The organism is Bradyrhizobium iriomotense, from assembly GCF_018130765.1.
Taxonomy (GTDB): Bacteria; Pseudomonadota; Alphaproteobacteria; order Rhizobiales; family Xanthobacteraceae; genus Bradyrhizobium; species Bradyrhizobium iriomotense_A.
Map to the genome: position 1 here is coordinate 214,940 of NZ_JAFCJZ010000011.1, position 24,410 is coordinate 239,349.

The window sequence follows — 24,410 nt, forward strand, 5'->3', positions numbered from 1 at the left end:
TAAACCCAGCGCAAGCTACGCCTTCTCCTCCCAGATCATCGCCAGATGGACGATGGTCTGCACCGCCTTCTCCATGTCCTGCCGGCTGACCCATTCGAGGCGCGAGTGGAAGGCGTGCTCGCCGGCGAAGATGTTGGGGCAGGGCAGGCCCATGAAGGACAGGCGCGAGCCGTCGGTGCCGCCGCGGATGGCAGTGCGCATCGGGCGCAGGCCGGCCCGGCGGATCGCCTCGATCGCGTATTCGAGCACGTGCGGGTGCCGGTCGATCACCTGCTTCATGTTGCGGTACTGCTCCCGGACCTCGAAGCTGTAGGTCGAGCGCGGATAGTCCTTCATCACGTCCTTGACGATATCCTCGAGCAGCGCCTCCTTCTCCTTCAGCCCTTCCTCGGTGAAGTCGCGGACAATGAAGGAGAGGCTCGCCTGCTCCAGCGCGCCGTCGATGCCGATCGGATGCAGAAAGCCCTGCTTGCCCGATGTGGTCTCGGGCGAGCAGCCTTCTTTCGGCAGCCGCTCGACGATGGCGGCCGCGATCTTGATCGCGTGCTCCATCTTGCCCTTGGCGTAGCCGGGATGGGCGCTGACGCCGTTGATGGTGATGGTGGCACCGTCGGCCGAGAAGGTCTCGTCCTCGACGCAGCCGGCGCTCTCGCCGTCCATGGTGTAGCCGAAGTCGGCACCGAGCTTCTTCAGATCGACATTGTCGACGCCGCGGCCGATCTCCTCGTCCGGGGTGAACAGGATCTTGATGGTGCCGTGCTTCACATCAGGGTTGTTGATGAAGAAATGCGCGGCATCCATGATCTCGGCGACGCCGGCCTTGTTGTCGGCGCCGAGCAGCGTGGTGCCGTCGGTGGTGATGATGTCGTTGCCGATCTGGTTCTTCAGCGCCGGATGCTCGGCGAAGCGGATCACCTGGCTGGTATCGCCCGGCAGCACGATATCGCCGCCGCGATAGCTCTTCACCATTTGCGGCTTGACGTCCTTGCCGGTCACGTCGGGCGAGGTGTCCATGTGCGAGCAGAAGCAGATCACCGGCACCTTCTTGTCGGTGTTGGCCGGGATCGTGCCGTAGACATAGCCGTAGTCGTCGAGATGGGCGTCGGCGACGCCCATGGCCCTCAACTCGGCGGCGAGGATGCGGCCGAGATCCTTCTGCTTCTCGGTCGAGGGCGAGCTGGGGGATTCTGGATCGGACTGGGTGTCGATGGTGACGTAGCGCAGGAAGCGCTCGGTCACGGTGTGCGTAAAGGTGAGGGAGGACATTTCTGGTTAAACCGCCGGGGCTTTTGGAAGCAGGTCTTGGGGAAGCAGGCGGTATATCAGAAAAGCGGGCCGTGGTGCGGCCGGAACGAGATCCGATCAGGCTTAATGAAACATCACCTCAGATCGCCTCTTTCAGCTCCTTGACCGGGCGGAACGCGACCTTCTTGCTCGCCTTGATGTGGATGGCTTCGCCGGTGGCAGGATTGCGGCCGGTACGGGCGGCGCGCTTGCGGACCTGGAGGATGCCGAGTCCGACGATGCGGACCCTGTCGCCCTTCTTCAGGTGCTTGGTGATCAGATCGACCATGTCGGTCAGGACAGCCTCAGCGTGCTTCTTGGACAGGTCCTGGCTCTCCGCGATATCGGCGGCGAGGTGCTTGAGCGTGATGGTGGCAGGAGCGGCTGCCTTCTTCGCCATGTCTGGCCTCCTCAATTGCAGGGGAAGCCCCGGAAAAGCCGGGAAAGCGTGGGGGTTCCCTTCTTAAACCCTGGAAGGCGTAGACGATTCGGACGCGGGCTGACTATGCCACGGGTTCCCGACGGCCGCCGACGATGGCCCACGGCCGCGAAAGGCGTCGAGAAGTTCGGGCTAAGACTATGAAGGGATTGCCAAAATGGCGCGAGAGACGGGGCTCGAACCCGCGACCTCCGGCGTGACAGGCCGGCGCTCTAACCAACTGAGCTACTCCCGCGTGGTTCGCTGAAAGCGCGCGGAACGAGGGGGGACTTAAAGGCGGGACTTGGTGAAGTCAAGGACGTTGCGCTTCGCCAGCACATCTCGGCTAAGCATTGCTTTGGAAAACGAAAAAGGCCGCCCGCAGGCGGCCTCCGGTCAGCCCGAAGCAGGGCTTATCAGCGAATCTCCGATGTGCCAGCGCTGGTGATCGCGACAGGCTTGCCGGCCTTGATCATCTGGGTGGACTGGGCGGTCTGGCCGTAATCTGCGTTGGTACGGGCAGCAATCCCGAAACCGGCCACTGCAATGCCGGCAACCAGCGCCACCACCACGATCTTCAGGTGGGTCGCACGATCAGCAGAGTGAATTGAGTGGTTCATATGAGCCTCCCGACGGGCTTAGCCGCCGTCTATGGGCTCTTCTTCTAAGGGCCATCTGTTTCCGGATGGTTTCGCGGGTTCCGCAAAATGGTTTCATCTCGCCGCCCGGCTGGTTTCGCCGGGTCGTGGCGCGGGGGGCGGCTTTCAGGCCGCGGCCCGGCCAATATCGTTCCGGATCGAGCGGGCGGCCCAGATGAACAGCAGGGCGCCGAGCGTGGTCGTGACCGCCGCCGAGAGCAGGGAGTAGCGCACCGCCTCTGCGCCATAACTGCCCTTCAACGCGTCGTTGACGACGCCCACGACGAGCGGGCCGACGCCCTGACCGAAGCAGGTGGCGGTGAGCGCGATCAGCGCGGAGGCCAGCGCCCGCATGCTGGGCTTTGCCACGGTCTGCGCGATCGCGAAGATCGGACCGAGATGAAAGCCGACCAGGAACGAGGTCAGCGCCAGCATCGCGACCATCATCTTGAAATCCTGCGTCAGCATGCACAGCGCGAACACCGGGCCGGCGAGCCCTGAGGTGATCGCGGGCGCCCACAGCTTCCAGCGGTCGTCACGGCGGCTGATTTGCGCCACCACGAAGCCGCCGAGCAGGGTGCCGGCCATGCCGGCGAGCCCCTTGAAGGTGCCGGCATAGGTGCCGATCTCGGCGCTCGACAGATGGTGCACGCGCGCCAGGAACGGCGGGATCCAGGCTGCGGTGGCGTAGTTCGTGTAAGTCGTGAGGCAGAAGCCGATCAGGACGATGATGAAGCTCTGCTGCGAGGCCAGGAAGCGCAGCGTTGGCCCCAGCGGCTCGGGCACAAAACTCTCCTGCATGGCGCCGCGCTTCGGCTCTGAGATCGTCAGCCACAGGATGGCCGCGAGCAGGATGCCGGGCAGGCCGGCGACGTAGAAGGCCATCCGCCAGCCATAGTGCTGGTTGACGTAGCCGCCGACGAAATAGCCGAGGAAGACGCCGAGATAGGTGCCGATGGCGTAGATGCCGAGCGCGCGCGGGCGCTCATTCTTGGCGAAGAGGTCGGCGACGATCGACTGCGAGGCGGGGGAGCCCGCGGATTCACCGATGCCGACACCGATGCGCGCCAGCGCCAGCGAGGTCAGGCTGGTGGCCGCGCCGCACAGCGCCGTCATTGCGCTCCAGAACGCGAAGGCCACCGCCACGATGTTGCGCCGGTTCAGCCGGTCGGCGACACGCGCGATGGGAATGCCGAGGAGGGAATAGAACAGCGCAAAGCCGAAGCCTGCGAGCAGGCCCATCATGGTGTCGCTGAGCTGAAATTCCTTCTTGATCGGCTCGATCAGGACATTGAAAATCGTGCGGTCGAGGAAGTTCAGCGCGTAGATGATGGTGAGCAGCCCCAGCACGTAGTAGCGCCGCGCCGAGGGCTTTGCCGCGGCAGCCATTTGCACCGACACCTGTGACGTCACATCGACCATCGCTTCCCCCAATTTGTCTTTGTTGTCGTTGTCGGTCCAGCCCTGTGGGCTGGTGGTTCAGCCTTCGCGGATGTAATTCCCCGCTTCGAATTCGACCGGCGGCGTGCTTCCGTCGAACGAGACGCCGATTGGATCGCCCCCCGCGGCGAGCGCGTCGAGCTGGTCGCTCAGCATGCGCCGGATCATCAGGATGCCGCGGTCGCTCTGGCCGAAATGCTCCTCGGAGTGCACGGTCACCTCGCCCTGGCCGACCTGGGCCTCATAGTCACCCGGGAATTGCTGGTGCTCTTCCTCGGTCATGTCCCACCAGAATTTTCCGTTGAACTTCGAGCGCATGCGGCTGATGTCGCCGGGAGCCTTGACGCGGCCGGCGACATAGATGCGGAACGAGGTGTCGTCGATCGGCAATACCCAGCCGATGGATTCGACGCGGGCGAACTGCGCCACGCGCGGGTTCGGCACCACGCGCAGCGTCGGCAGCGCCGCCTCGCTGACGCGGTAAAACACCTTGCCGTCGTCCTGCTTGCGCTCGGAGCGCACGAGGACGCCACGCGGCGATTTCTCGAACTTCACCTCCGGGATCGAGGCCATCATGTTGGTGAATTGCGGACCCGAGAACGAGCCGTGCAGCACCGGCACGTGATAGGGGTCGACCACGTTCTCGAAATGCTGGAGCCAATTGCAGGGGATGATCGCCGGACCGCCGCCGCCGATCGAGGAATCGTCGGCCTCGACCAGCTCGCCGTCATCCATCTTTTCCAGGCACTCATAGCGCGGCAGCATCGGGCGTTTCTCGGCCGGGCCCATATAGGCGAAGATCAGCCCGTAGCGCTCTTCGACCGGATACCAGGGCTGGCGCACCTTGTCCTTGAACTGGCCGCCGTCGGGCTCGCAGGGCTGCTCGAGGCAATGGCCTTCGGTGTCGAACTTCCAGCCGTGATAGCAGCAGCGGATGCCGTCCTCCTCGACCTTGCCATAGTAGAGCGTGGTGCCGCGGTGGCAGCAGCGCGCGTGCAACAGGCCGGCGCGGCCATGCTTGTCGCGAAACAGCACCAGATCCTCGCCGAGCGCGCGCACTTTCTTCGGGGTGTCGGAGGCGTCACTGATGAGCCCGACCGGATGCCAGTAGCGGCGCAGCAGTTCACCCATCGGCGTGCCGCGCACGACCGAGGTGAGCTCGGTGCGTGTGTGCGCCGGCTTCATCGCATAGGCCGTGCCGAGATCGCGATCCCGCTGGGTGATGGTCATGCTGGTCCTCCCGCTCTCGGCCGTGCTGACCGGGCCTTTTTTGATGTCTTGGCGGCAGTGAAGGATAATTCGATGACATTGTCAACGATCGTCTGAATGCCTCTTAATCGCATTTGAGGAGGACGGCCGGCTGCGCGGCTCAGGCTTGGCAGGGCCGGGCTTTCTTGGCAGAGGTGGACGATGAACCAGACACCGAGCAGGGACGGGTGGATGGCCCCCGAGCAGGGCAAGAGCGAGCCGGCGCCGATCACCGCGATGCTGTCCTCGCGGCTGATGGTGCTCGCCAATCTGCTCAAGCGCGGCGCCATCCTGCGCTACAAGCGGCTGACCGGATTGTCCTCCGTCGAGTTCGGTCTCGTCGCCTCGCTCGGCCGGCGCCCGCCGATGAGCGTGGCGCGGCTCGCCGAGGCGGTCGGCCAGGACAAAGGCCAGATCAGCCGCGCGCTGGCCAATCTGGTGTCGCGCAAGCTGATCGCGAAATCGGCAAATCCCAAGGATAGCCGCGAGGTGCTGATCTCGCTCACCGCGGCGGGCCTCGCCGCCCATGATGCGATCGTCGAAGGCGCGCAGGAGCGCAACCGCCGCCTCCTGGAACATCTGAGCGCCGCCGAGTTCGACATGCTGCTGCGGCAGGTCGACCAGCTCACGGCGATTGCCGCCGAGATGCTCGAGAGCGAGAAGAACGCGCGCTGACGTCCCGCAATTTGCCGGGCACAATGGATCGATTCTAAGAGTCTCTCTAAGAGGCTTTCAATTAGGGAATTCGTGCACCCTCACATAAGCGTCACCGCAAGCGTATGCCGCCCCGGGGACACGGCGGCATGACGCATCAAACATGCAGCTTGGGGTGGCGCGTTGAACAGTCTTGGAATGCTGCGGTCGGCCGTGTTGGCGACTGCATCCGCTTGGGTTTGGGTGCCGCAGGCATCGTTTGCACAATCATCCACGCAGAGCGGCGCGCAGAACCTGCCGTCCGTGACCGTCACCGCACCGGAAGCGCGCCGCCGCGCACCCGCGTCCGCCGCACGCAGTGCGCCGCGGCGATCGGTGCAGGCCGCGAATAGAAGTAAGCCGCAGCCCCAGCGTAACGCCGGGTTCGTCGAGACGCCGCGTGGACCGGTGAATGGCTACGTCGCCGGCCGCAGCTCGTCCGGCACCAAGACCGACACGCCGATCATGGAGACGCCGCAATCGGTGTCCGTCATCGGCGCGGAGCAGATCCGCGACCAGAAGCCGAACAAGCTCGACGAGGTCCTGCGCTACACCGCCGGCGTGCGGGCGGGGACCTTCGGCGCGGATACGCGCAACGACTGGTGGCTGATCCGCGGCTTCAAGTCGGACGATATCGGACTGTTCCTCGACGGCATGCAGCTGTTCTACACCTCCTATGCGAGCTGGAAGCTGCAGACACCCAACATGGAACGCGTCGAGGTGCTGCGCGGACCTTCGGCGGTGCTTTACGGCGGATCGAGCCCGAGCGGCATCGTCAACGTCATCAGCAAGATGCCGCCGGCCGAGCCGATCCGCTACGTCGAGACCGGCGTCAACAATTTCGGCAACGCCTATGTCGGTTTCGATTTTGGCGGGCCGGTCGCGACGCAGCCCCAGGATGGCAAGCTGTTCTACCGCGTCGTCGGCCAGGTCCAGAACGGCCCGACGCAGGTCAACTTCACGCCCGACAACAACTACTTCATTGCGCCGTCGTTCACCTGGAAGCCGGATGCCGACACCACGTTCACGGTGCTGGCGTCGGCCTCCAGGCAGGACACCCGCGGCATCAACTTCCTGCCCTATCAGGGCACGGTGACGAACGCGCCATTCGGCAAGATCCCGACAAGCTTCTTCGTCGGCGATCCCAGTGTCGACAAGTTCACCCGCGAGCAGGAGATGCTCGGCTACCAGTTCGAGCGCCATCTCACCGACGACCTCACGTTCCGCCAGAATGCGCGCTTTGCGCATGTCGACGTGACCTATCGCGGGTATGTCGGCAACGGCTGGGACAACATCAACACGGCCACGCTCAATCGCTACAATTGGTATGCGAAGAACACGGCCAATCAGGCCGATCTCGACAACCAACTGGAGTATCGCTTCAACACCGGCCCCGTGAAGCACACGATGCTGTTCGGCCTCGATCTCAAGGGGTATCAGATCGACGACTATCAGGCCTTCGGGTTTGGCGTGCCCTCGATCAGCATTTTCAATCCCGTCTATGGGGCAGCCGAAACTCCGCTCCCGAGCGCGCCGTTCCGCAACTTCCTCATCACGCAGAAGCAGGCCGGCACCTATCTCCAGGACCAGATGAAGCTCGGCAATTTCACGCTCGTGCTGAGCGGCCGCAACGACTGGGTCGAGACGACGCAAGACGCCCGCGACACCGGCGCGAATGTCGCCAGCCGCAATGACAGCAAGTTCAGCGGTCGCGCCGGCCTGATCTACAATTTCGACAACGGCATCGCGCCCTATGTCTCCTATTCGACGAGCTACAATCCGATCATCGGTCTCAACGCACAGAACCAGCTGTTCCTGCCGGAAACCGGCAAGCAGGCTGAAATCGGCGTGAAGGTCGCGCCCAAGGGGTTCGACGGCTATTTCACCGCCTCGTTCTTCGACCTGAAGCGCCAGAACGTCGCGACGACTACGGTGACTACGCCGGTCTTGCAGACCCAGACCGGCGAGGTGACCTCGCGCGGCATCGAGCTCGAAGCGGTGGCCAACGCCACCAGGGAGCTGAAGCTGATCGGCGCCTTCACGGCCTATCATCTGTTCAACAGCCGGGATCTCGACCCGTCGCTGGTCGGCAAGACGCCGACCAATACGCCCGAGATGCTCGTGTCGGGCTGGGCCGACTACACGTTCAAGGACGGACCGCTCGAGGGCTTCGGCTTCGGCGGCGGCGTCCGCTATATCGGCGCGTCCTGGGCCGATACCGCCAACACCCTCGAGGTTCCCGCTGTGGTGCTTGGCGACCTCGCGCTCCACTACGAATGGCAGAACTGGCGCACGGCGCTGAACGTGATCAACCTAACCGACAAGATCTACGTCGCGAGCTGTGCGTCGGCCACATCATGCTTCTACGGCGACCGCCGGCGCGTGACCGCCAGCGTCTCCTACAAATGGTGAGGTACGGGATGAGGAGAGGGCAGGCCCGGCGCTGCCTGCTCCACTGACCGAACGACCGCTGATCTTCCATCGGGAGATCGATGAGCTCCCGGGCCATGCCCCCCGGCCCGAAGCTCATGCGAGCGCGGCGCGCGCGACGGCCGAGTAAGTCGCCGCCGCGCTCGCGGTCGCTCCGGATCGGATGCTGCCCCGACACATTCGCCGGACGAGGTGCGGTCCCGTCATGACGCATGGCTGACCAGCCGCGCCTGCGGATAAGGATATTGCCGCGCATGTTCCTGCCTGCGCCCGCGAGCTTCACCGGCCGCCCGTTGCGCCACCCGGCCGGGCGAGTATGTCGCCTGAGTGACGGAAAGGGCCGCCACGGCCGTTATTGCCAAGGTCTGGGTGCGCTGCCGCACGAAAAAATCGGGCATTTTGACCGGATGCTGTGTGGCAGATCGCTGTCCCGGTCCGTGCCCCGCAATCTCAGAACAAGCCACCGTGTAAAACTGTGGTCGCCCTTGCTGGGCATGGCGATCTGCTCCATACCAGCCGCGGGGTGATTCCGGGATTTCCACCGTTCTGGGGGCGGCAAAGGGCCTAAAAAGAGCGTGTCTTGCGCCCATTGGTGCACTGCGCTAAGGCTCAGAATAATTCCAAATCGGGACGAATCCGCGGCTCCCCCGACGTCGCGGGAAAAAGGGCTCGTCAATGAGCGGCATTCTACAGAACTATCTTCCACTCGTCGTCTTTATAGGGGTAGCGGGCCTCATCGGCCTCGTGCTGCTGATCGCGCCGTTCATCGTGGCGTTCCAGCAGCCGGACCCGGAAAAGCTGTCGGCGTATGAGTGCGGTTTCAACGCCTTCGACGACGCGCGAATGAAGTTCGACGTCCGCTTCTATCTGGTCGCCATCCTCTTCATCATCTTCGACCTCGAGGTGGCGTTCCTGTTTCCCTGGGCGGTGGCGTTCGGCAAGCTTGGCGCGACCGGCTTCTGGTCCATGGTGGTGTTCCTCGCCGTGCTGACGGTCGGGTTCGCCTATGAATGGAAGAAAGGGGCACTGGAATGGGATTGAACACTGCACCGCCCGCCGGTCCGGTCGTTACGCCGGCCCCCAAGGGCATCCTGGATCCCTCGACCGGCAAGCCGGTCGGGGCCAATGATCCGTTCTTCCTCGAGGTCAATTCCGAGCTGTCCGACAAGGGCTTCTTCGTGGCCGCGACCGACGACCTCATCACCTGGGCGCGTACCGGCTCGTTGATGTGGATGACCTTCGGTCTCGCCTGCTGCGCGGTCGAGATGATGCAGGTGTCGATGCCGCGCTACGACGTCGAGCGCTTCGGCTTCGCCCCGCGCGCCTCGCCGCGCCAGTCCGACGTGATGATCGTCGCGGGGACCCTGACCAACAAGATGGCGCCGGCGCTGCGCAAGGTCTACGACCAGATGCCCGAGCCGCGCTACGTCATCTCGATGGGCTCCTGCGCCAATGGCGGGGGCTACTATCACTATTCCTACTCGGTCGTGCGCGGCTGCGACCGCATCGTGCCGATCGACATCTACGTGCCGGGCTGCCCGCCCACGGCGGAAGCGCTGCTCTACGGCGTGCTGCTGCTGCAGAAGAAGATCCGCCGCACCGGCACCATCGAACGCTAAGGTTTTACGTCATGGACGACGCCAAGCTCGACGCACTGGGGCAGACGATCGTTAGCGCGCTTCCGGGCGCCGCCACCGGTCACACGGTGGCCTTCAACCAGCTCACGGTTGATGTCGAGGCCAGCAAGATCGTCGAGGTGGTCAAGTACCTCCGCGACGATCCGAGCTGCCGTTTCGTCAACTTTACCGACATCACGGCTGCGGACTATCCGTCGCGCGAAAAGCGCTTCGACGTGATCTATCACTTCCTGTCACCGACCCTGAACACGCGCATCCGCCTCAAGGCCCAGGCCGACGAGACCACCCAGGTGCCGTCGCTGATCGAGGTGTTCCCCGGCGCCGACTGGTTCGAGCGCGAGGCCTACGACCTCTACGGCGTGTTCTTTGTCGGCCATCCCGACATGCGCCGCATCCTCACCGATTACGGTTTCGAGGGCCATCCGCTGCGCAAGGACTTTCCGCTCACCGGCTTCGTCGAGGTCCGCTACGACGACCAGGAGAAGCGGGTGGTGTACGAGCCTGTCCGGCTCAACCAGGAATTCCGCAAGTTCGACTTTTTGTCTCCGTGGGAAGGAGCCGACTATCCGGTGCTTCCGGGCGATGAAAAAGCAGGGCCGAAGGTCTGATCATGAACGAGCAACCCGAACAGCTTCGCAATTTCACCATCAACTTCGGGCCCCAGCATCCGGCCGCGCACGGCGTGCTGCGCTTGGTGCTGGAGCTGGACGGCGAGATCGTCGCCCGCGTCGATCCGCATATCGGCCTGCTTCACCGCGGTACCGAAAAGCTGATCGAGCAGAAGACCTATCTGCAAGCGATCCCTTATTTCGACCGGCTCGACTACGTCGCGCCAATGAATCAGGAGCATGCCTTCTGCCTAGCTGCCGAAAAGCTGCTCGGCATCGAGGTGCCACGCCGCGGCCAGCTCATCCGCGTGCTCTATTGCGAGATCGGCCGCATCCTGTCGCACCTCCTCAACGTCACCACGCAGGCGATGGACGTCGGCGCGCTGACCCCGCCGCTGTGGGGCTTCGAAGAGCGCGAGAAGCTGATGGTGTTCTACGAGCGCGCCTCGGGCAGCCGCATGCATGCGGCCTTCTTTCGCGTCGGCGGCGTGCATCAGGATCTGCCGCAGAAGCTGGTCGACGACATCGAGGCCTGGTGCGATCCGTTCCTCAAGGTCGTCGACGACCTCGATCGCCTGCTCACCGCCAACCGCATCTTCAAGCAGCGCAACGTCGACATCGGCGTGGTGCCGCTGAAGGAAGCCTGGGAGTGGGGCTTTTCGGGCGTGATGGTGCGCGGTTCGGGCGCCGCCTGGGACCTGCGCAAGTCGCAGCCTTATGAGTGCTATGCCGAGATGGATTTCGACATCCCGATCGGCAAGAACGGCGACTGCTACGACCGCTACCTGATCCGCATGGAAGAGATGCGCCAGGCCGTGCGCATCATGAAGCAGTGCATCCAGAAGCTGAACGCGCCGGAGGGCAAGGGCCCCGTCGTCGTCGCCGACAACAAGGTCGCGCCGCCGCGCCGTGGCGAGATGAAGCGCTCGATGGAAGCGCTGATCCACCACTTCAAGCTCTACACCGAAGGCGTCCACGTGCCGGCCGGCGAAGTCTATGCCGCGGTCGAGGCGCCCAAGGGCGAGTTCGGCGTCTACCTGATCTCTGACGGCACTAACAAGCCGTACAAGTGCAAGATCCGCGCGCCGGGCTTTGCGCATCTTCAGGCCATGGACCACATCTGCCGCGGCCACCTGCTCGCCGACGTCTCGGCGATCCTGGGTTCGCTCGACATCGTGTTCGGAGAGGTCGATCGGTGATGGCGCAGGCGCCAATCCAGTTTGACCGCGCCTCGGGGGCCCTTGAAGGGGCTAACCTGTGGGAGCGGACGGCTGCCTTGGCGCTGGTGACGGGATCGAAGATCTCCTCGCACTTTTCGCATATGGGCTACATCGCCTGCGCCAATCTGCTGGCGAAGACGCTGCCCAAGCGCAACATCGCGATCAGGCTCAATCCCGACGCCGTGTTCGAGTTCCCCTATGGCGACGGCTACTGGAGCAAGCTGCTCAACCGCTCCTACAACTACGAGGACGAGCTCGAGCTGCTGTTTGCCGACTCCGTCGACGTCGACTACACGCTGCTCGATTGCGGCGCCAATTACGGCTACTGGTCGGTGCTGGTGTCGAGCAAGCCGTTCGGCTCGCACAAGGCGATCGCGATCGAGCCGTCGGGCCAGAACTATCCGAAGCTCGCCAACAACGCCCGCGTCAACGGCAATCGCTTCGAGACCATGAAATGCGCCATCGGCGCGAGCCGCGGTACCGCGCGGCTCTCCGGCACCAAGCACGAGGCCTTCAGCATCGCCGGCGACGCATCGGCGGGTGGGGAAGAGGTGCCGGTCCTGGCGCTGGACAACCTGATCGACGACGGCAAGGTCGCCGCCAGCGGCAAGTACTTGATCAAGCTCGATGTCGAGGGTGTCGAGATCGAGGCGATCAAGGGCGGCGCCCGGCTGCTCCAGGCTGACAGCGTCATCATGTGCGAGGAGCACGGCAGCGACCGCTCGCATGCGGTATCGCGCTACATCCTCGAACAGACCCCGCTGAAGCTGATCGTGTTCGATCCGCGCAGCAACCGGATGGAAACCGTGACCGAGCTGTCGATCCTCGACCGCATCAAGGTCTCGACCCACGTCGGCTACAACGTTTTCGGCACCGCAAGCGCATTCTGGCAGGACAGGATCGACGCCCTGAATGCCAAGACCCTGAATGCCAAGACTCTGAGCGCGAAGACCGCGCGCCGCATGCAGTGAGAGATTGAAGAGATGTCCGTTCGCCGATTAGCACCGAAGGAAGTCCAGCCCGCGAGCTTTGCGTTCACGGAGGAGAACCTCGCGTTCGCCAAGCAGCAGATCGCGAAATATCCGGCCGGCCGGCAAGCCTCCGCGGTGATCGCGATCATGTGGCGGGCGCAGGAGCAGCATGACGGCTGGGTCTCGGAAGCCGCGATCCGCGTCATCGCCGACATGCTCGACATGCCCTATATCCGCGTGCTCGAGGTCGCGACCTTCTACACGATGTTCCAGCTCGCCCCCGTCGGCAAGAAGGCCCATGTCCAGGTCTGCGGCACCACGCCGTGCCGGCTCCGCGGCGCCGAGGATCTGATCCACGTCTGCGAGCACCGGATCCATCACGAGCCATTCCATCTCTCCAAGGACGGCAATTTCAGCTGGGAAGAGGTCGAATGCCTGGGTTCTTGCGTGAACGCGCCGATGGTGCTGATCGGCAAGGACACCTATGAGGACCTGACCAAGGAAAGCTTCGGCAAGGTGCTCGACGGCTTTGCTTCCGGCAATCCGCCCAAGCCCGGTCCGCAGAATGGCCGCCAGTTCTCGGCGCCGCTCGGCGGGCCGACCACACTGAAGGAGATCACCTGATGCGTGGTCTCTCGTCGCCGGCAGTGGAGGGGAGCGGTGCCATGAAGAAGTGGGGCTTCATCGCGATGCAAGCCGCCGTGGCGGCTGCCTTCATCTTTCTCCTGCAACGCTTCAGCCTGAACGCGTCGCTGGAATCCAGTCTGCTCTGGGCGCTGACCTTCGCCGTCTGCGCCGCCGGACTTGCCTACAAGCAGTCCAATCGTTGATCGGAAAGCACTGATATGCTCGAGGACAAGGACCGCATCTTCAAGAACCTCTACGGCCTCCACGATTGGGGGCTCGAGGGTGCGCGGCGCCGCGGCGCCTGGGATGGTACGAAGAATATCATCGACAAGGGCCGCGACTGGATCATCAACGAGATGAAGGCGTCGGGCCTGCGCGGCCGCGGCGGCGCCGGCTTCCCGACCGGCCTGAAATGGTCCTTCATGCCGAAGGAATCGACAGACGGCCGGCCGAGCTATCTCGTCGTCAACGCCGACGAGTCCGAGCCCGGCACCTGCAAGGATCGCGAGATCATGCGGCACGATCCGCATCTCCTGGTCGAGGGCTGCCTGATCGCGAGCTTCGCGATGAACGCGCATGCCTGCTACATCTATGTCCGCGGCGAGTTCATTCGCGAGCGCGAGCGCCTCCAGGCCGCGATCGACCAGGCCTATGAGGCCAAGCTGGTCGGCAAGGACAACGTCAACGGCTGGCCGTTCGACATCTACGTCGCGCACGGCGCCGGCGCCTATATCTGCGGCGAGGAGACCGCGCTGCTCGAAAGCCTCGAAGGCAAGAAGGGCCAGCCGCGCCTGAAGCCGCCGTTCCCGGCCAATGTCGGCCTGTTCGGCTGCCCGACCACCGTCAACAATGTCGAGTCCATAGCGGTTGCGCCCGACATCCTGCGCCGTGGCGCTGCCTGGTTCGCCGGCATCGGCCGTCCGAACAATGTCGGCACGAAGCTGTTCTGCATCTCGGGCCATGTCGAGCGGCCCTGCAACGTCGAAGAGGCCATGGGCATTCCGTTCCGTGAGCTGATCGACAAGCATTGCGGCGGCATCCGCGGCGGTTGGGACAATCTCAAGGCCGTGATCCCCGGCGGCTCGTCGGTGCGCATGGTGCCGGCCGAGCAGATCATCGACACGCCGATGGATTTCGACAGCCTGAGCAAGCTGCGCTCGGGCCTCGGCACCGCGGCCGTGATCGTGATGGACAAGTCCACCGACCTGATCCGCGCCATCGCCCGCATCTCCTATTTCTACAAGCACGAGAGCTGCGGCCAGTGCACGCCGTGCCGCGAAGGCACCGGCTGGATGTGGCGCGTCCTGACCCGCATGGCCGAAGGCCGCGCCCACAAGCGCGAGATCGACATGCTGCTGGAAGTCACCAAGCAGGTCGAAGGCCACACCATCTGCGCGCTCGGCGACGCGGCGGCCTGGCCGATCCAGGGCCTGATCGCGCACTTCCGTCATGAGATCGAAGCGCGCATCGATCAGTATTCGCATAAGGCCGATGTCGACGATATCGGCGTCCGCGATCCCGTGAACATGGTCGCGGCGGAGTAAGAGACATGACCAAGCTCATCATCGACGGCAAAGAGATCGATGTCCCCGCCGAGTACACGCTGCTCCAGGCGTGCGAGGCGGCCGGCGCCGAGATTCCGCGCTTCTGCTATCACGAGCGGCTGTCGATCGCCGGCAATTGCCGGATGTGCCTCGTCGAGGTGAAGGGCGGCCCGAAGCCGGTCGCCAGCTGCGCCTGGGGCGTGCGCGACTGCCGTCCGGGCCCCAAGGGCGAGCCGCCGGAGATCTCCACGCGTTCGCCGATGGTGAAGAAGGCACGCGAAGGCGTGATGGAATTCCTTCTCATCAACCATCCCTTGGACTGCCCGATCTGCGACCAGGGCGGCGAGTGCGACCTGCAGGACCAGGCGATGGGCTATGGTGTCGACACCAGCCGCTTCGCCGAGAACAAGCGCGCCGTCGAGGACAAATATCTCGGCGCGCTGGTCAAGACCTCGATGAACCGCTGCATCCAGTGCACGCGCTGCGTCCGCTTCTCGGCGGAAGTCGCCGGCGCCCCTGAGATGGGCGCGACGGGGCGCGGCGAGGACATGGAGATCACGACCTATCTCCAGCACGCGCTGACGTCGGAGCTGCAGGGCAATCTCGTCGACATCTGCCCGGTCGGCGCGCTGACCTCGAAACCCTATGCTTTCGCGGCGCGTCCGTGGGAGCTCGGCAAGACCCAGTCGATCGACGTCATGGACGGCGTCGGATCGGCGATCCGCGTCGACACCCGCGGCCGTGAGGTGATGCGCGTGCTGCCGCGCATCAACGAGGCCGTGAACGAGGAGTGGATCTCCGACAAGACCCGCCACGTCGTCGACGGTCTGCGCACCCAGCGTCTCGACCGGCCCTATATCCGCGAGGCCGGCAAGCTGCGCGCGGCGACTTGGCCCGAGGCCTTTGCTACGATTGCGGCCAAGGCGGCACGCACCGACGGCAAGCGCATCGGCGCGATCGCCGGCGACCTTGCCGGTGTCGAGGAGATGTTTGCGCTGAAGGACCTGCTCGCCAAGTATGGTTCGAGCAACCTGGCAGTGCAGGGCGGCGACGCCTTCGATCCCGCGCTCGGCCGTGGCTCCTACATCTTCAATCCGACCCTGGTCGGCGTCGAGCAGGCGGACGCGCTGCTCATCATCGGTGCCAATCCGCGGAAAGAGGCGGCCGTGTTCAACGCCCGCATCCGCAAGCGCTGGCGCGCCGGCGGCTTCAAGGTCGGCGTGATCGGCGCCAAGGCCGATCTGACCTACGACTACGACTATCTCGGCGCGGGCACGGAGACTCTCAGTGAGCTCGCGGCCGGCAAGCACTCCTTCATGGACGTGCTGAAGAACGCCAAGCATCCGATCATCTTGGTCGGCGCCGGCGCGGCCGCCCGTCACGACGGTGCCGCCATTCTCGCAGCTAGCGCCAAGCTCGCGCTCGACGTCGGCGCGCTCAAGGACGGCTGGAACGGTTTTGGCGTGCTGCACGAGACCGCCTCGCGCGTCGGCGCGCTCGATATCGGCTTCTCCGCCACGGCGGGCGGCCTCAACGCCGCGCAGATGACGACGTTCGGTACGCTGGACCTGCTGTTCCTGCTCGGAGCCGACGAGATCAAGGCGCCGGATGGCACCTTCGTCGTCTATATCGGCACCCATGGCGACCGCGGCGCCCATCGCGCCGACGTCATCCTGCCGGCCGCCGCCTACACCGAGAAGTCCGCGATCTACGTCAACACCGAAGGCCGCGTGCAGATGACCGGTCGCGCCGCGTTCCCGCCGGGCGAAGCCCGCGAGGACTGGGCGATCATCCGCGCGCTGTCGGAGGCGCTCGGCAAGAAGCTCGGCTATGACTCGCTGTCGGCGCTGCGCCAGGCGATCTTCAAGGCCGTGCCGCACCTGATCCGTCTCGACCAGATCGAGGCCGGCACCGCCGACCAGGTCAAGAAGCTGGCGGGGAAGGGCGGCTCGCCCGAGAAGGCGCCGTTCAAGCCTCTGGTCGAGGACTTCTATTTGACCAACCCAATCGCGCGTGCGTCCGCCGTGATGGCGGAATGCTCGCGGCTTGCCTCCGGGCAGATGCTGACCGCAGCGGAGTGAGCGTGATCTGATGGAATTCTTCGAAAGCGCATTCTGGACCGGGTTCCTCTGGCCGCTGATCATCATGGTCGCCGAGAGCGTCCTGGTGCTCGTCGTCCTGCTGGTGGCGATCGCCTACATCCTGCTCGCCGACCGCAAGATCTGGGCGGCGGTGCAGATCCGCCGCGGCCCGAACGTGGTCGGCCCCTGGGGCCTGCTGCAATCCTTCGCCGACCTGCTCAAGTTCGTGCTGAAGGAGCCGATCATCCCGGCCGGCGCCAACAAGGGCGTGTTTCTCCTTGCTCCCTTGGTCTCATGCGTGCTCGCGCTCGCGGCCTGGGCGGTGATCCCGACCAATCTCGGCTGGGTGATCTCCGACATCAATGTCGGCATCCTCTTCATCTTCGCGATCTCGTCGCTGTCGATCTACGGCATCATCATGGCCGGCTGGTCGTCCAACTCGAAATACCCGTTCCTGGCCGCACTGCGGTCGGCGGCGCAGATGGTGTCGTATGAAGTCTCGATCGGCTTCGTCATCATCACGGTGCTGCTCTGCGCCGGCACGCTGAACCTCTCGGCCGTGGTCGAGGCCCAGCATGCGCGCGGCCTTGCCAGCCTGATCGGGCTGCCGCAGCTCACCATCCTGAACTGGTATGTGTGGCCGCTGTTCCCGATGTTCGTGGTGTTCTACGTCTCGGCGCTGGCGGAAACCAACCGTCCGCCCTTCGACCTCGTCGAGGCGGAATCCGAGCTCGTCGCCGGCTTCATGGTCGAGTACGGCTCGACGCCGTATCTGCTGTTCATGCTCGGCGAGTACGTCGCGATCGTCACGATGTGCGCGATGGCCACGATCCTGTTCCTCGGGGGCTGGCTGCCGCCGGTGGACCTGCCGCCCTTCAACTGGGTGCCGGGGATCATCTGGTTCTCGCTGAAACTGTTCTTCATGTTCTTCCTGTTCGCGATGGCAAAGGCGATCGTGCCGCGCTACCGCTACGACCAACTGATGCGCCTCGGCTGGAAGGTGTTCCTGCCGCTGTCGCTGGCGATGGTGGTCGTGGTGGCGGGCGTGCTGCAATTCGCCGGCATCGCGCCGAAGTGAGGGCCGTCATGGGTATCAACATCAACGCCACTGCACGCTCGCTTCTGCTGTCGGAATTCGTCTCGGCGTTCTTCCTCGCCATGCGCTATTTCTTCCAGCCGAAGCCGACGCTGAACTATCCGTTCGAGAAGGGCCCGATCTCGCCACGCTTCCGCGGCGAGCATGCGCTGCGCCGTTATCCGAACGGCGAAGAGCGCTGCATCGCCTGCAAGCTGTGCGAAGCGGTCTGCCCGGCGCAGGCCATCACCATCGAGGCCGGCCCGCGCCGCAACGACGGCACCCGCCGCACCGTGCGCTACGACATCGACATGGTGAAGTGCATCTATTGCGGCCTCTGTCAGGAGGCCTGTCCGGTCGACGCCATCGTCGAGGGTCCGAACTTCGAGTTCGCGACCGAGACCCGCGAGGAACTGTTCTATGACAAGGCCAAGCTGCTCGCCAACGGCGACCGCTGGGAACGCGAGATCGCGAAGGCGATCGAGCTCGACGCGCCGTACCGGTGAGGTGAGGGCATGATCCTTCCCGCGCTGTTCTTCTATCTCTTCGCCGGCATCTGCGTCGCCTCGGCCGTGATGGTGATTGTCTCGCGCAATCCCGTGCACTCCGTGCTGTACCTGATCCTGGCCTTCGTCAACGCCTCCGGCCTGTTCGTGCTGATGGGCGCCGAGTTCCTCGGCATGATGCTGATCGTCGTCTATGTCGGCGCGGTCGCGGTGCTGTTCCTGTTCGTGATCATGATGCTCGACGTCGACTTCCTCGAGCTGCGCGAGGGCTTCATCGAGTACCTGCCGGTCGGCCTCGTGATCGGCGGCATCTTCCTGTTCGAGCTGCTGCTCACCGTCGGCTTCTGGGTCATCAACCCCGGCGTCTCCAAGACGATCACGGCGGCGATCCCGACCAACGTCTCGAACACCGAGGCGCTCGGCCTCGTGCTCTATACGAAGTACATCCACTACTTCCAGCTCGCGGGCATGGTGCTTCTGGTCGCCATGATCGGCGCCATCGTGCTGACGCTGCGCCACAAGGCGAGCGTGAAGCGGCAGGACATCAACGTTCAGAACGCGCGTACGCCCGAGATGGCGATGGCGATGCGCAAGGTGGCGCCGGGGCAGGGGCTCTCGGATGCCGATGCGGCGGAGTGGGTGAAATGACGATCGGGCTCGGACATTATCTGGCGGTCGGCGCGATCCTGTTCACGCTCGGGATCCTCGGCATCTTCCTGAACCGCAAGAACATCATCGTCATCCTGATGTCGATCGAGCTGATCCTGCTCTCGGTCAACATCAACCTCGTGGCGTTCTCGACCTTCCTCGGCGATATCGTCGGTCAGGTCTTCGCACTTCTGGTGCTGACCGTCGCGGCTGCTGAAGCCGCGATCGGTCTCGCCATCCTGGTGGTCTATTTCCGCAACCGCGGCTCGATCGCGGTTGAGGACGTCAATCTGATGAAGGGCTGAGCTCTCAAATGGTTCAGGCAATCGTTTTCCTGCCCCTGCTGGGCGCCATTCTGGCCGGGCTCATCTCCCTGGTCGGCGCGCATGCCCGCAACCCCTCGGGCGACGAGGTCGAGCATCACGGCGACCATGGTCACGGCGATGCCCACGCGTCGGCGGCCCATGACCACGACGATCACGGCCATGACGACCACGGCCCAGTCGAGCCGGCTGCTGCGGGCTCGCGCGCGGCGGAGCTGATCACCACCGGTCTGCTGTTCGTCGCGGCGGCGCTGTCCTGGATGACGCTGGTCGACGTCGGCTTCATGCACCATGACGCCCGCATCCAGCTGCTGCCTTTCATCTTCTCCGGCGACCTCCAGGTCTGGTGGACGCTGCGCGTCGACACGCTCACCGCCGTGATGCTGGTGGTGGTGACGACCGTGTCCTCGCTCGTGCACCTCTATTCCATCGGCTATATGGATGAGGATCCGTACCGGCCGCGCTTCTTCGGCTATCTCAGCCTGTTCACCTTCGCCATGCTGATGCTGGTGACCGCCGACAATCTGGTCCAGCTGTTCTTCGGCTGGGAAGGCGTGGGTCTCGCCAGCTATCTGCTGATCGGCTTCTGGTACCAGAAGCCGTCGGCGAACGCGGCCGCCATCAAGGCCTTCATCGTCAACCGCGTCGGCGATTTCGGCTTCGCGCTGGGCATCTTCGCGGTCTTCATGCTGGCCGGCTCGACCGATTTCGAGACCATCTTCCATGCCGCGCCCGGCCTCACAGGCAAGACCATCAACTTCCTCGGCTGGCACGCCGACGCGCTGACCCTGACCTGCCTCCTCCTGTTCATGGGCGCGATGGGCAAGTCGGCGCAGTTCCTGCTGCACACCTGGTTGCCGGACGCGATGGAAGGCCCGACCCCGGTGTCGGCGCTGATCCACGCCGCGACCATGGTCACCGCCGGCGTCTTCATGGTGGCGCGCCTGTCGCCGCTGTTCGAGCTCGCCCCGATCGCCCAGGCCGTGGTGATGTTCTTCGGTGCGACCACGGCGTTCTTCGCGGCGACCATCGGCCTCGTCCAGAACGACATCAAGCGCATCGTCGCCTACTCGACCTGTTCGCAGCTCGGCTACATGTTCGTGGCGATGGGAGCAGGGGCCTATTCGGTCGGCATGTTCCATTTGTTCACGCACGCCTTCTTCAAGGCGCTGCTATTCCTAGGCTCCGGCTCGGTGATCTACGCGATGCACCACGAGCAGGACATCCGCAACATGGGCGGCCTCTGGCGCAAGATCCCCTACACCTATGCGGTGATGGTGGTCGGCACGCTGGCGCTGACCGGCTTCCCGCTCACCGCCGGCTACTTCTCCAAGGACGCGATCATCGAGTCCGCCTACGCCTCGCACAATCCGTTCGGGGTCTACGGCTTCCTGATGACGGTCGTCGCCGCGGGCCTGACCTCGTTCTACTCCTGGCGCCTGATCTTCAAAACCTTCCACGGCGAGCCGCATGACGAGCATCATTACGAGGCCGCGCATGAGGCTCCGCTCTGGATCCTGATCCCGATCGGCGTGCTCGCGGTCGGTTCGATCGTCGCGGGCTTCCCGTTCAAGGAGCTGTTCGCCGGTCACGGCGTCGAGGAGTTCTTCCGCGAGTCCGTGAAGATGAACCCGCACATCATCGAGGAGATGCACCACATCCCCGAGACCATCGCCTTCCTGCCGACGGTGATGATGGTGCTGGGCTTCCTCGTCTCGTACCTGTTCTACATCCGCCGGCCCTACATCCCCGTTCGGCTCGCGGCAGAGCAGCCGATGCTGTACCAGTTCCTGCTCAACAAATGGTACTTCGACGAGCTCTACGAAATCATCTTCGTCCGCCCGGCGAAGTGGATCGGCTATCAGCTCTGGAAGAAGGGCGACGGCTTCATCATCGACGGCCTCGGTCCCGACGGCGTCTCCGCCCGCGTGCTGGACGTCACCCGCAACGTCGTGAAGATCCAGACCGGCTATCTCTATCATTATGCATTCGCCATGCTGATCGGTGCCGCCGGCCTGATCACCTGGTTCATGTTCGGCTTTGGAGGCCAGTAAATGACAACCTGGCCCATTCTCTCGGTCACGACGTTCCTGCCGGTGGTCGGCGCGCTGATCGTCTATCTCAGCCGCGGCGATGACGAGGCTAGCCGGCGCAATTCGCGCTGGATCGCGCTCTGGACCACGCTGATCACCTTCGCGGTGTCGGTGATCCTGGTCATGCGCTTCGATCCCGCAAACCCCGACTTCCAGTTCGTCGAGAAGGCGAACTGGCTCGCCACCGGCATCACCTACCACATGGGCGTGGACGGCATATCGCTGCCCTTCGTGATCCTGACCACCGCCTTGATGCCGTTCTGCATCATAGCGAGCTGGAAGGTCACGAGCCGGGTGCGCGAATACATGATGGCGTTCCTGATCCTGGAAACGCTGATGGTCGGCACCTTCTCGGCGCTCGATCTCGTGCTGTTCTACCTGTTCTTCGAGGGCGGCCTGATCCCGATGTTCCTGATCATCGGCGTCTGGGGCGGCCCGCGCCGGGTCTACGCCTCATTCAAGTTCTTCCTCTACACGCTGCTCGGCTCGGTCTTGATGCTGCTCGCCATCATGGCGCTGTACTGGAACGGCAACACCACCGACATCCCGACCCTGATGCACACCGCCGTGCCGCGGTCTTTGCAGACCTGGGCCTGGCTCGCCTTCTTCGCCTCGTTTGCGGTGAAGATGCCGATGTGGCCGGTGCACACCTGGCTGCCCGACGCGCATGTCGAGGCGCCGACCGCTGGCTCGGTGGTCCTCGCCGCGATCCTCCTGAAGATGGGCGGCTACGGCTTCCTGCGCTTCTCGCTGCCGATGTTCCCGCTGGCCTCGCACGACTTCGCGCCGCTGATCTTCACGCTCTCGGCCATCGCCATCATCTACACCTCGCTGGTGGCCCTGATGCAGGAGGACATGAAGAAGCTGATCGCGTACTCGTCAGTGGCGCATATGGGCTTCGTCACTATGGGCATCTTCGCCGGCACCATGCAGGGTGTCGCCGGCGGCGTGTTCCAGATGATCTCGCACGGCATCGTCTCCGGCGCGCTGTTCCTCTGCGTCGGCATCGTCTATGACCGCCTGCACACCCGCGAGATCGCGGCCTATGGCGGCCTCGTCAACCGGATGCCGCTCTACGCGATGACATTCATGGTCTTCACCATGGCCAATGTCGGCCTGCCCGGAACGAGCGGCTTCGTCGGCGAGTTCATGACGCTGCTCGGCACCTTCAAGGTCTCGATCCCGACCGCGTTCTTCGCCAGCTTCGGCGTGATCCTGTCGGCGGCCTATGCGCTGTGGCTCTACCGCAAGGTGGTGTTCGGGGCCCTGGTCAAGCCGTCGCTGATGACCATGAAGGATCTCACCTTCCGGGAGTGCCTGACGCTGTTCCCGATGATCGCGCTGACGATCCTGTTCGGCGTCTATCCGAAGCCGGTCCTCGACATGTCGGCCGCCTCGGTCCAGCAACTCGTCAACAACTACAACACCGCTGTGACGGCCGTGAAGGCCGCCGCACTGCTCCAGTGATCGGGCAGGTCAGGATATCGCCATGAGCTTTGAGACTGCAGGTTATCAATTGGCGCCGGTGTTGCCCGAGCTCGTGCTCGCGGTCGGCAGCATGGCGCTTCTGATGCTGGGAGCCTATCGCGGGCAGGAGACGACCAGGACGGTCACCTCGCTGGCGGTCCTGCTGCTGGTCGTGGTCGGCGTGCTCGTCTACGCCCAGCCCGCGGGCAAGCAGGTGACCTTCGGCGGCAGCTTCATCGTCGACGACTTCGCCCGCTTCATGAAGATCCTGGCCCTGATCGGCTCGGCGGTGACGCTGGTGCTGTCGACCGAGTTCCTGTCCGATCCCTCGCGCCGCATCTTCGAATATTCGATCCTGGTGCTGCTCTCGACGCTCGGCATGATGGTGCTGATCTCGGCCGGCGACCTGATCTCGCTCTATCTCGGCCTCGAATTGATGTCGCTGGCGCTCTATGTCGTGGCCGCCTCGAACCGCGACAACGCCAAGTCGACTGAAGCCGGCCTGAAGTATTTCGTGCTGGGCGCGCTGTCCTCGGGCATGCTGCTCTACGGCTCCTCGCTGATTTATGGCTTCACCGGCACGGTCAGCTTCACCGGCATCGCTTCGGCCGTGACGACCGCGAATATCGGCCTGGTGTTCGGCCTGGTCTTCCTGCTCGCTGGCCTCTGCTTCAAGATCTCGGTCGTGCCGTTCCACATGTGGACGCCGGATGTGTATGAGGGCGCCCCGACCCCGGTCACCGCCTTCTTCGCCTCGGCGCCGAAGGTGGCCGCGCTCGCCGTCTTCACCCGTGTCACGCTGACGGCATTCCCGGGCATCCTGTCGCAGTGGCAGCAGATCCTGGTGTTCGTGGCGATCGCCTCGATGGCGCTCGGCGCCTTCGCCGCGATCGGCCAGAGCAACATCAAGCGCCTGATGGCCTATTCCTCGATCGGCCACATGGGCTTTGCGCTGGTCGGCCTTGCCTCGGGCACGGTCGAGGGCGCGCAGGGCGTCCTGATGTACATCGTGATCTACGTCTCGATGACGCTCGGCGCGTTCTCGATCATCCTCGCCATGAAGCGCAACGGCCAGGCGGTCGAGCAGATCAGCGATTTCGCCGGCCTGTCGCGCACCAATCCGCTGCTCGCCTTCTTCTTCGCGATGCTGCTGTTCTCGCTCGCGGGCGTTCCGCCGCTCGCCGGCTTCTTCGCCAAATGGTATGTCTTCGTCGCCGCGATCAAGGCCAACCTGTTCACGCTCGCCGTCATCGGCGTGCTGACCAGCGTCGTGGGCGCCTACTATTATCTCGCCATCGTCAAGACGATGTACTTCGACGAGCCGGCCGGCCAGGTCGATCCGGTCCGCGTCGAGGTGAAGACGGTGCTGGCGGTTGCGGGCCTGTTCAACATCCTGTTCGCATTGTTCGCAGGTCCCGTGGTGAGCGTCGCCTCCGCCGCGGCAAAGTCGCTGTTCTAG

At 64.2% G+C, this 24,410-nt stretch carries 23 protein-coding genes and 1 tRNA gene; 18 read left to right on the forward strand and 6 right to left on the reverse strand.

What is annotated here, in order from left to right; genetic code table 11:
* Positions 1-15: 15 nt before the first annotated feature.
* From pepT to JQ635_RS20485, 6 genes are all read right to left on the reverse strand, one after another.
* Positions 16-1,266, reverse strand: a complete 1,251-nt coding sequence (gene pepT, locus JQ635_RS20460) for a peptidase T (RefSeq protein WP_211411586.1) — start codon at positions 1,264-1,266, stop codon at positions 16-18.
* Positions 1,267-1,384: 118 nt separating this feature from the next.
* Entirely contained in the window at positions 1,385-1,684 is a 300-nt protein-coding gene (locus JQ635_RS20465; protein WP_211411587.1) for an HU family DNA-binding protein, read from the reverse strand.
* A 197-nt stretch (positions 1,685-1,881) separates the two neighbouring features.
* Positions 1,882-1,958 (reverse strand) — tRNA-Asp (locus JQ635_RS20470).
* 160 nt (positions 1,959-2,118) lie between these two features.
* Complete coding sequence (locus JQ635_RS20475; RefSeq protein ID WP_028171704.1) at positions 2,119-2,322, reverse strand: hypothetical protein; 204 nt, start codon at positions 2,320-2,322, stop codon at positions 2,119-2,121.
* Positions 2,323-2,466: 144 nt separating this feature from the next.
* A complete protein-coding gene (locus JQ635_RS20480) occupies positions 2,467-3,762 on the reverse strand; it encodes a spinster family MFS transporter (RefSeq protein ID WP_211411588.1) in 1,296 nt (431 codons plus the stop codon).
* Positions 3,763-3,819: 57 nt separating this feature from the next.
* Positions 3,820-5,010, reverse strand: coding sequence for an aromatic ring-hydroxylating dioxygenase subunit alpha (locus JQ635_RS20485; RefSeq protein ID WP_211411589.1), 1,191 nt, complete (start codon positions 5,008-5,010; stop codon positions 3,820-3,822).
* A 180-nt stretch (positions 5,011-5,190) separates the two neighbouring features.
* Between JQ635_RS20485 and JQ635_RS20490 the strand changes: the two genes are divergently transcribed.
* From JQ635_RS20490 to nuoN, 18 genes are all read left to right on the forward strand, one after another.
* Positions 5,191-5,703: a MarR family winged helix-turn-helix transcriptional regulator gene (locus JQ635_RS20490; protein ID WP_211411590.1), complete on the forward strand. Its 513-nt coding sequence runs from the start codon at positions 5,191-5,193 to the stop codon at positions 5,701-5,703.
* A gap of 177 nt (positions 5,704-5,880) precedes the next feature.
* The gene (locus JQ635_RS20495; RefSeq protein ID WP_211411591.1) at positions 5,881-8,133 is read left to right on the forward strand and encodes a TonB-dependent siderophore receptor; all 2,253 of its coding nucleotides are present in this window, start codon (positions 5,881-5,883) and stop codon (positions 8,131-8,133) included.
* A 693-nt stretch (positions 8,134-8,826) separates the two neighbouring features.
* A complete protein-coding gene (locus JQ635_RS20500; protein ID WP_008136158.1) occupies positions 8,827-9,192 on the forward strand; it encodes an NADH-quinone oxidoreductase subunit A in 366 nt (121 codons plus the stop codon).
* On the forward strand, positions 9,183-9,770 hold the full coding sequence (locus JQ635_RS20505) for a NuoB/complex I 20 kDa subunit family protein (protein ID WP_246583657.1): 588 nt from the start codon (positions 9,183-9,185) through the stop codon (positions 9,768-9,770). Before JQ635_RS20500 ends, JQ635_RS20505 begins: the two co-directional genes overlap by 10 nt.
* Positions 9,771-9,781: 11 nt before the next feature.
* Positions 9,782-10,396: an NADH-quinone oxidoreductase subunit C gene (locus JQ635_RS20510; protein ID WP_211411593.1), complete on the forward strand. Its 615-nt coding sequence runs from the start codon at positions 9,782-9,784 to the stop codon at positions 10,394-10,396.
* Between the two features lie 2 nt (positions 10,397-10,398).
* On the forward strand, positions 10,399-11,595 hold the full coding sequence (locus tag JQ635_RS20515) for an NADH-quinone oxidoreductase subunit D (RefSeq protein WP_211411594.1): 1,197 nt from the start codon (positions 10,399-10,401) through the stop codon (positions 11,593-11,595).
* On the forward strand, positions 11,595-12,587 hold the full coding sequence (locus JQ635_RS20520) for an FkbM family methyltransferase (protein ID WP_211411595.1): 993 nt from the start codon (positions 11,595-11,597) through the stop codon (positions 12,585-12,587). The genes JQ635_RS20515 and JQ635_RS20520 overlap by 1 nt, the downstream gene beginning before the upstream one ends.
* A gap of 12 nt (positions 12,588-12,599) precedes the next feature.
* On the forward strand, positions 12,600-13,211 hold the full coding sequence (gene nuoE, locus JQ635_RS20525) for an NADH-quinone oxidoreductase subunit NuoE (RefSeq protein ID WP_211411596.1): 612 nt from the start codon (positions 12,600-12,602) through the stop codon (positions 13,209-13,211).
* On the forward strand, positions 13,211-13,417 hold the full coding sequence (locus tag JQ635_RS20530) for a hypothetical protein (protein ID WP_211411597.1): 207 nt from the start codon (positions 13,211-13,213) through the stop codon (positions 13,415-13,417). The genes nuoE and JQ635_RS20530 overlap by 1 nt, the downstream gene beginning before the upstream one ends.
* A 15-nt stretch (positions 13,418-13,432) precedes the next feature.
* Positions 13,433-14,758, forward strand: a complete 1,326-nt coding sequence (gene nuoF, locus JQ635_RS20535) for an NADH-quinone oxidoreductase subunit NuoF (protein WP_211411598.1) — start codon at positions 13,433-13,435, stop codon at positions 14,756-14,758.
* Positions 14,759-14,763: 5 nt separating this feature from the next.
* Positions 14,764-16,839, forward strand: a complete 2,076-nt coding sequence (gene nuoG / locus JQ635_RS20540) for an NADH-quinone oxidoreductase subunit NuoG (RefSeq protein WP_211411599.1) — start codon at positions 14,764-14,766, stop codon at positions 16,837-16,839.
* A 10-nt stretch (positions 16,840-16,849) separates the two neighbouring features.
* Positions 16,850-17,917, forward strand: coding sequence for an NADH-quinone oxidoreductase subunit NuoH (nuoH, locus tag JQ635_RS20545; RefSeq protein WP_211411600.1), 1,068 nt, complete (start codon positions 16,850-16,852; stop codon positions 17,915-17,917).
* A 14-nt stretch (positions 17,918-17,931) separates the two neighbouring features.
* On the forward strand, positions 17,932-18,420 hold the full coding sequence (gene nuoI / locus JQ635_RS20550) for an NADH-quinone oxidoreductase subunit NuoI (protein WP_026232873.1): 489 nt from the start codon (positions 17,932-17,934) through the stop codon (positions 18,418-18,420).
* Positions 18,421-18,429: 9 nt separating this feature from the next.
* On the forward strand, positions 18,430-19,068 hold the full coding sequence (locus JQ635_RS20555) for an NADH-quinone oxidoreductase subunit J (RefSeq protein WP_092180920.1): 639 nt from the start codon (positions 18,430-18,432) through the stop codon (positions 19,066-19,068).
* The gene (gene nuoK / locus JQ635_RS20560) at positions 19,065-19,373 is read left to right on the forward strand and encodes an NADH-quinone oxidoreductase subunit NuoK (RefSeq protein ID WP_008547737.1); all 309 of its coding nucleotides are present in this window, start codon (positions 19,065-19,067) and stop codon (positions 19,371-19,373) included. Before JQ635_RS20555 ends, nuoK begins: the two co-directional genes overlap by 4 nt.
* 8 nt (positions 19,374-19,381) lie before the next feature.
* On the forward strand, positions 19,382-21,445 hold the full coding sequence (gene nuoL / locus JQ635_RS20565; RefSeq protein ID WP_211411601.1) for an NADH-quinone oxidoreductase subunit L: 2,064 nt from the start codon (positions 19,382-19,384) through the stop codon (positions 21,443-21,445).
* Positions 21,446-22,951: an NADH-quinone oxidoreductase subunit M gene (locus tag JQ635_RS20570; RefSeq protein ID WP_211411602.1), complete on the forward strand. Its 1,506-nt coding sequence runs from the start codon at positions 21,446-21,448 to the stop codon at positions 22,949-22,951. It begins immediately after the preceding gene.
* 22 nt (positions 22,952-22,973) lie between these two features.
* Entirely contained in the window at positions 22,974-24,410 is a 1,437-nt protein-coding gene (gene nuoN, locus JQ635_RS20575) for an NADH-quinone oxidoreductase subunit NuoN (protein WP_211411603.1), read from the forward strand.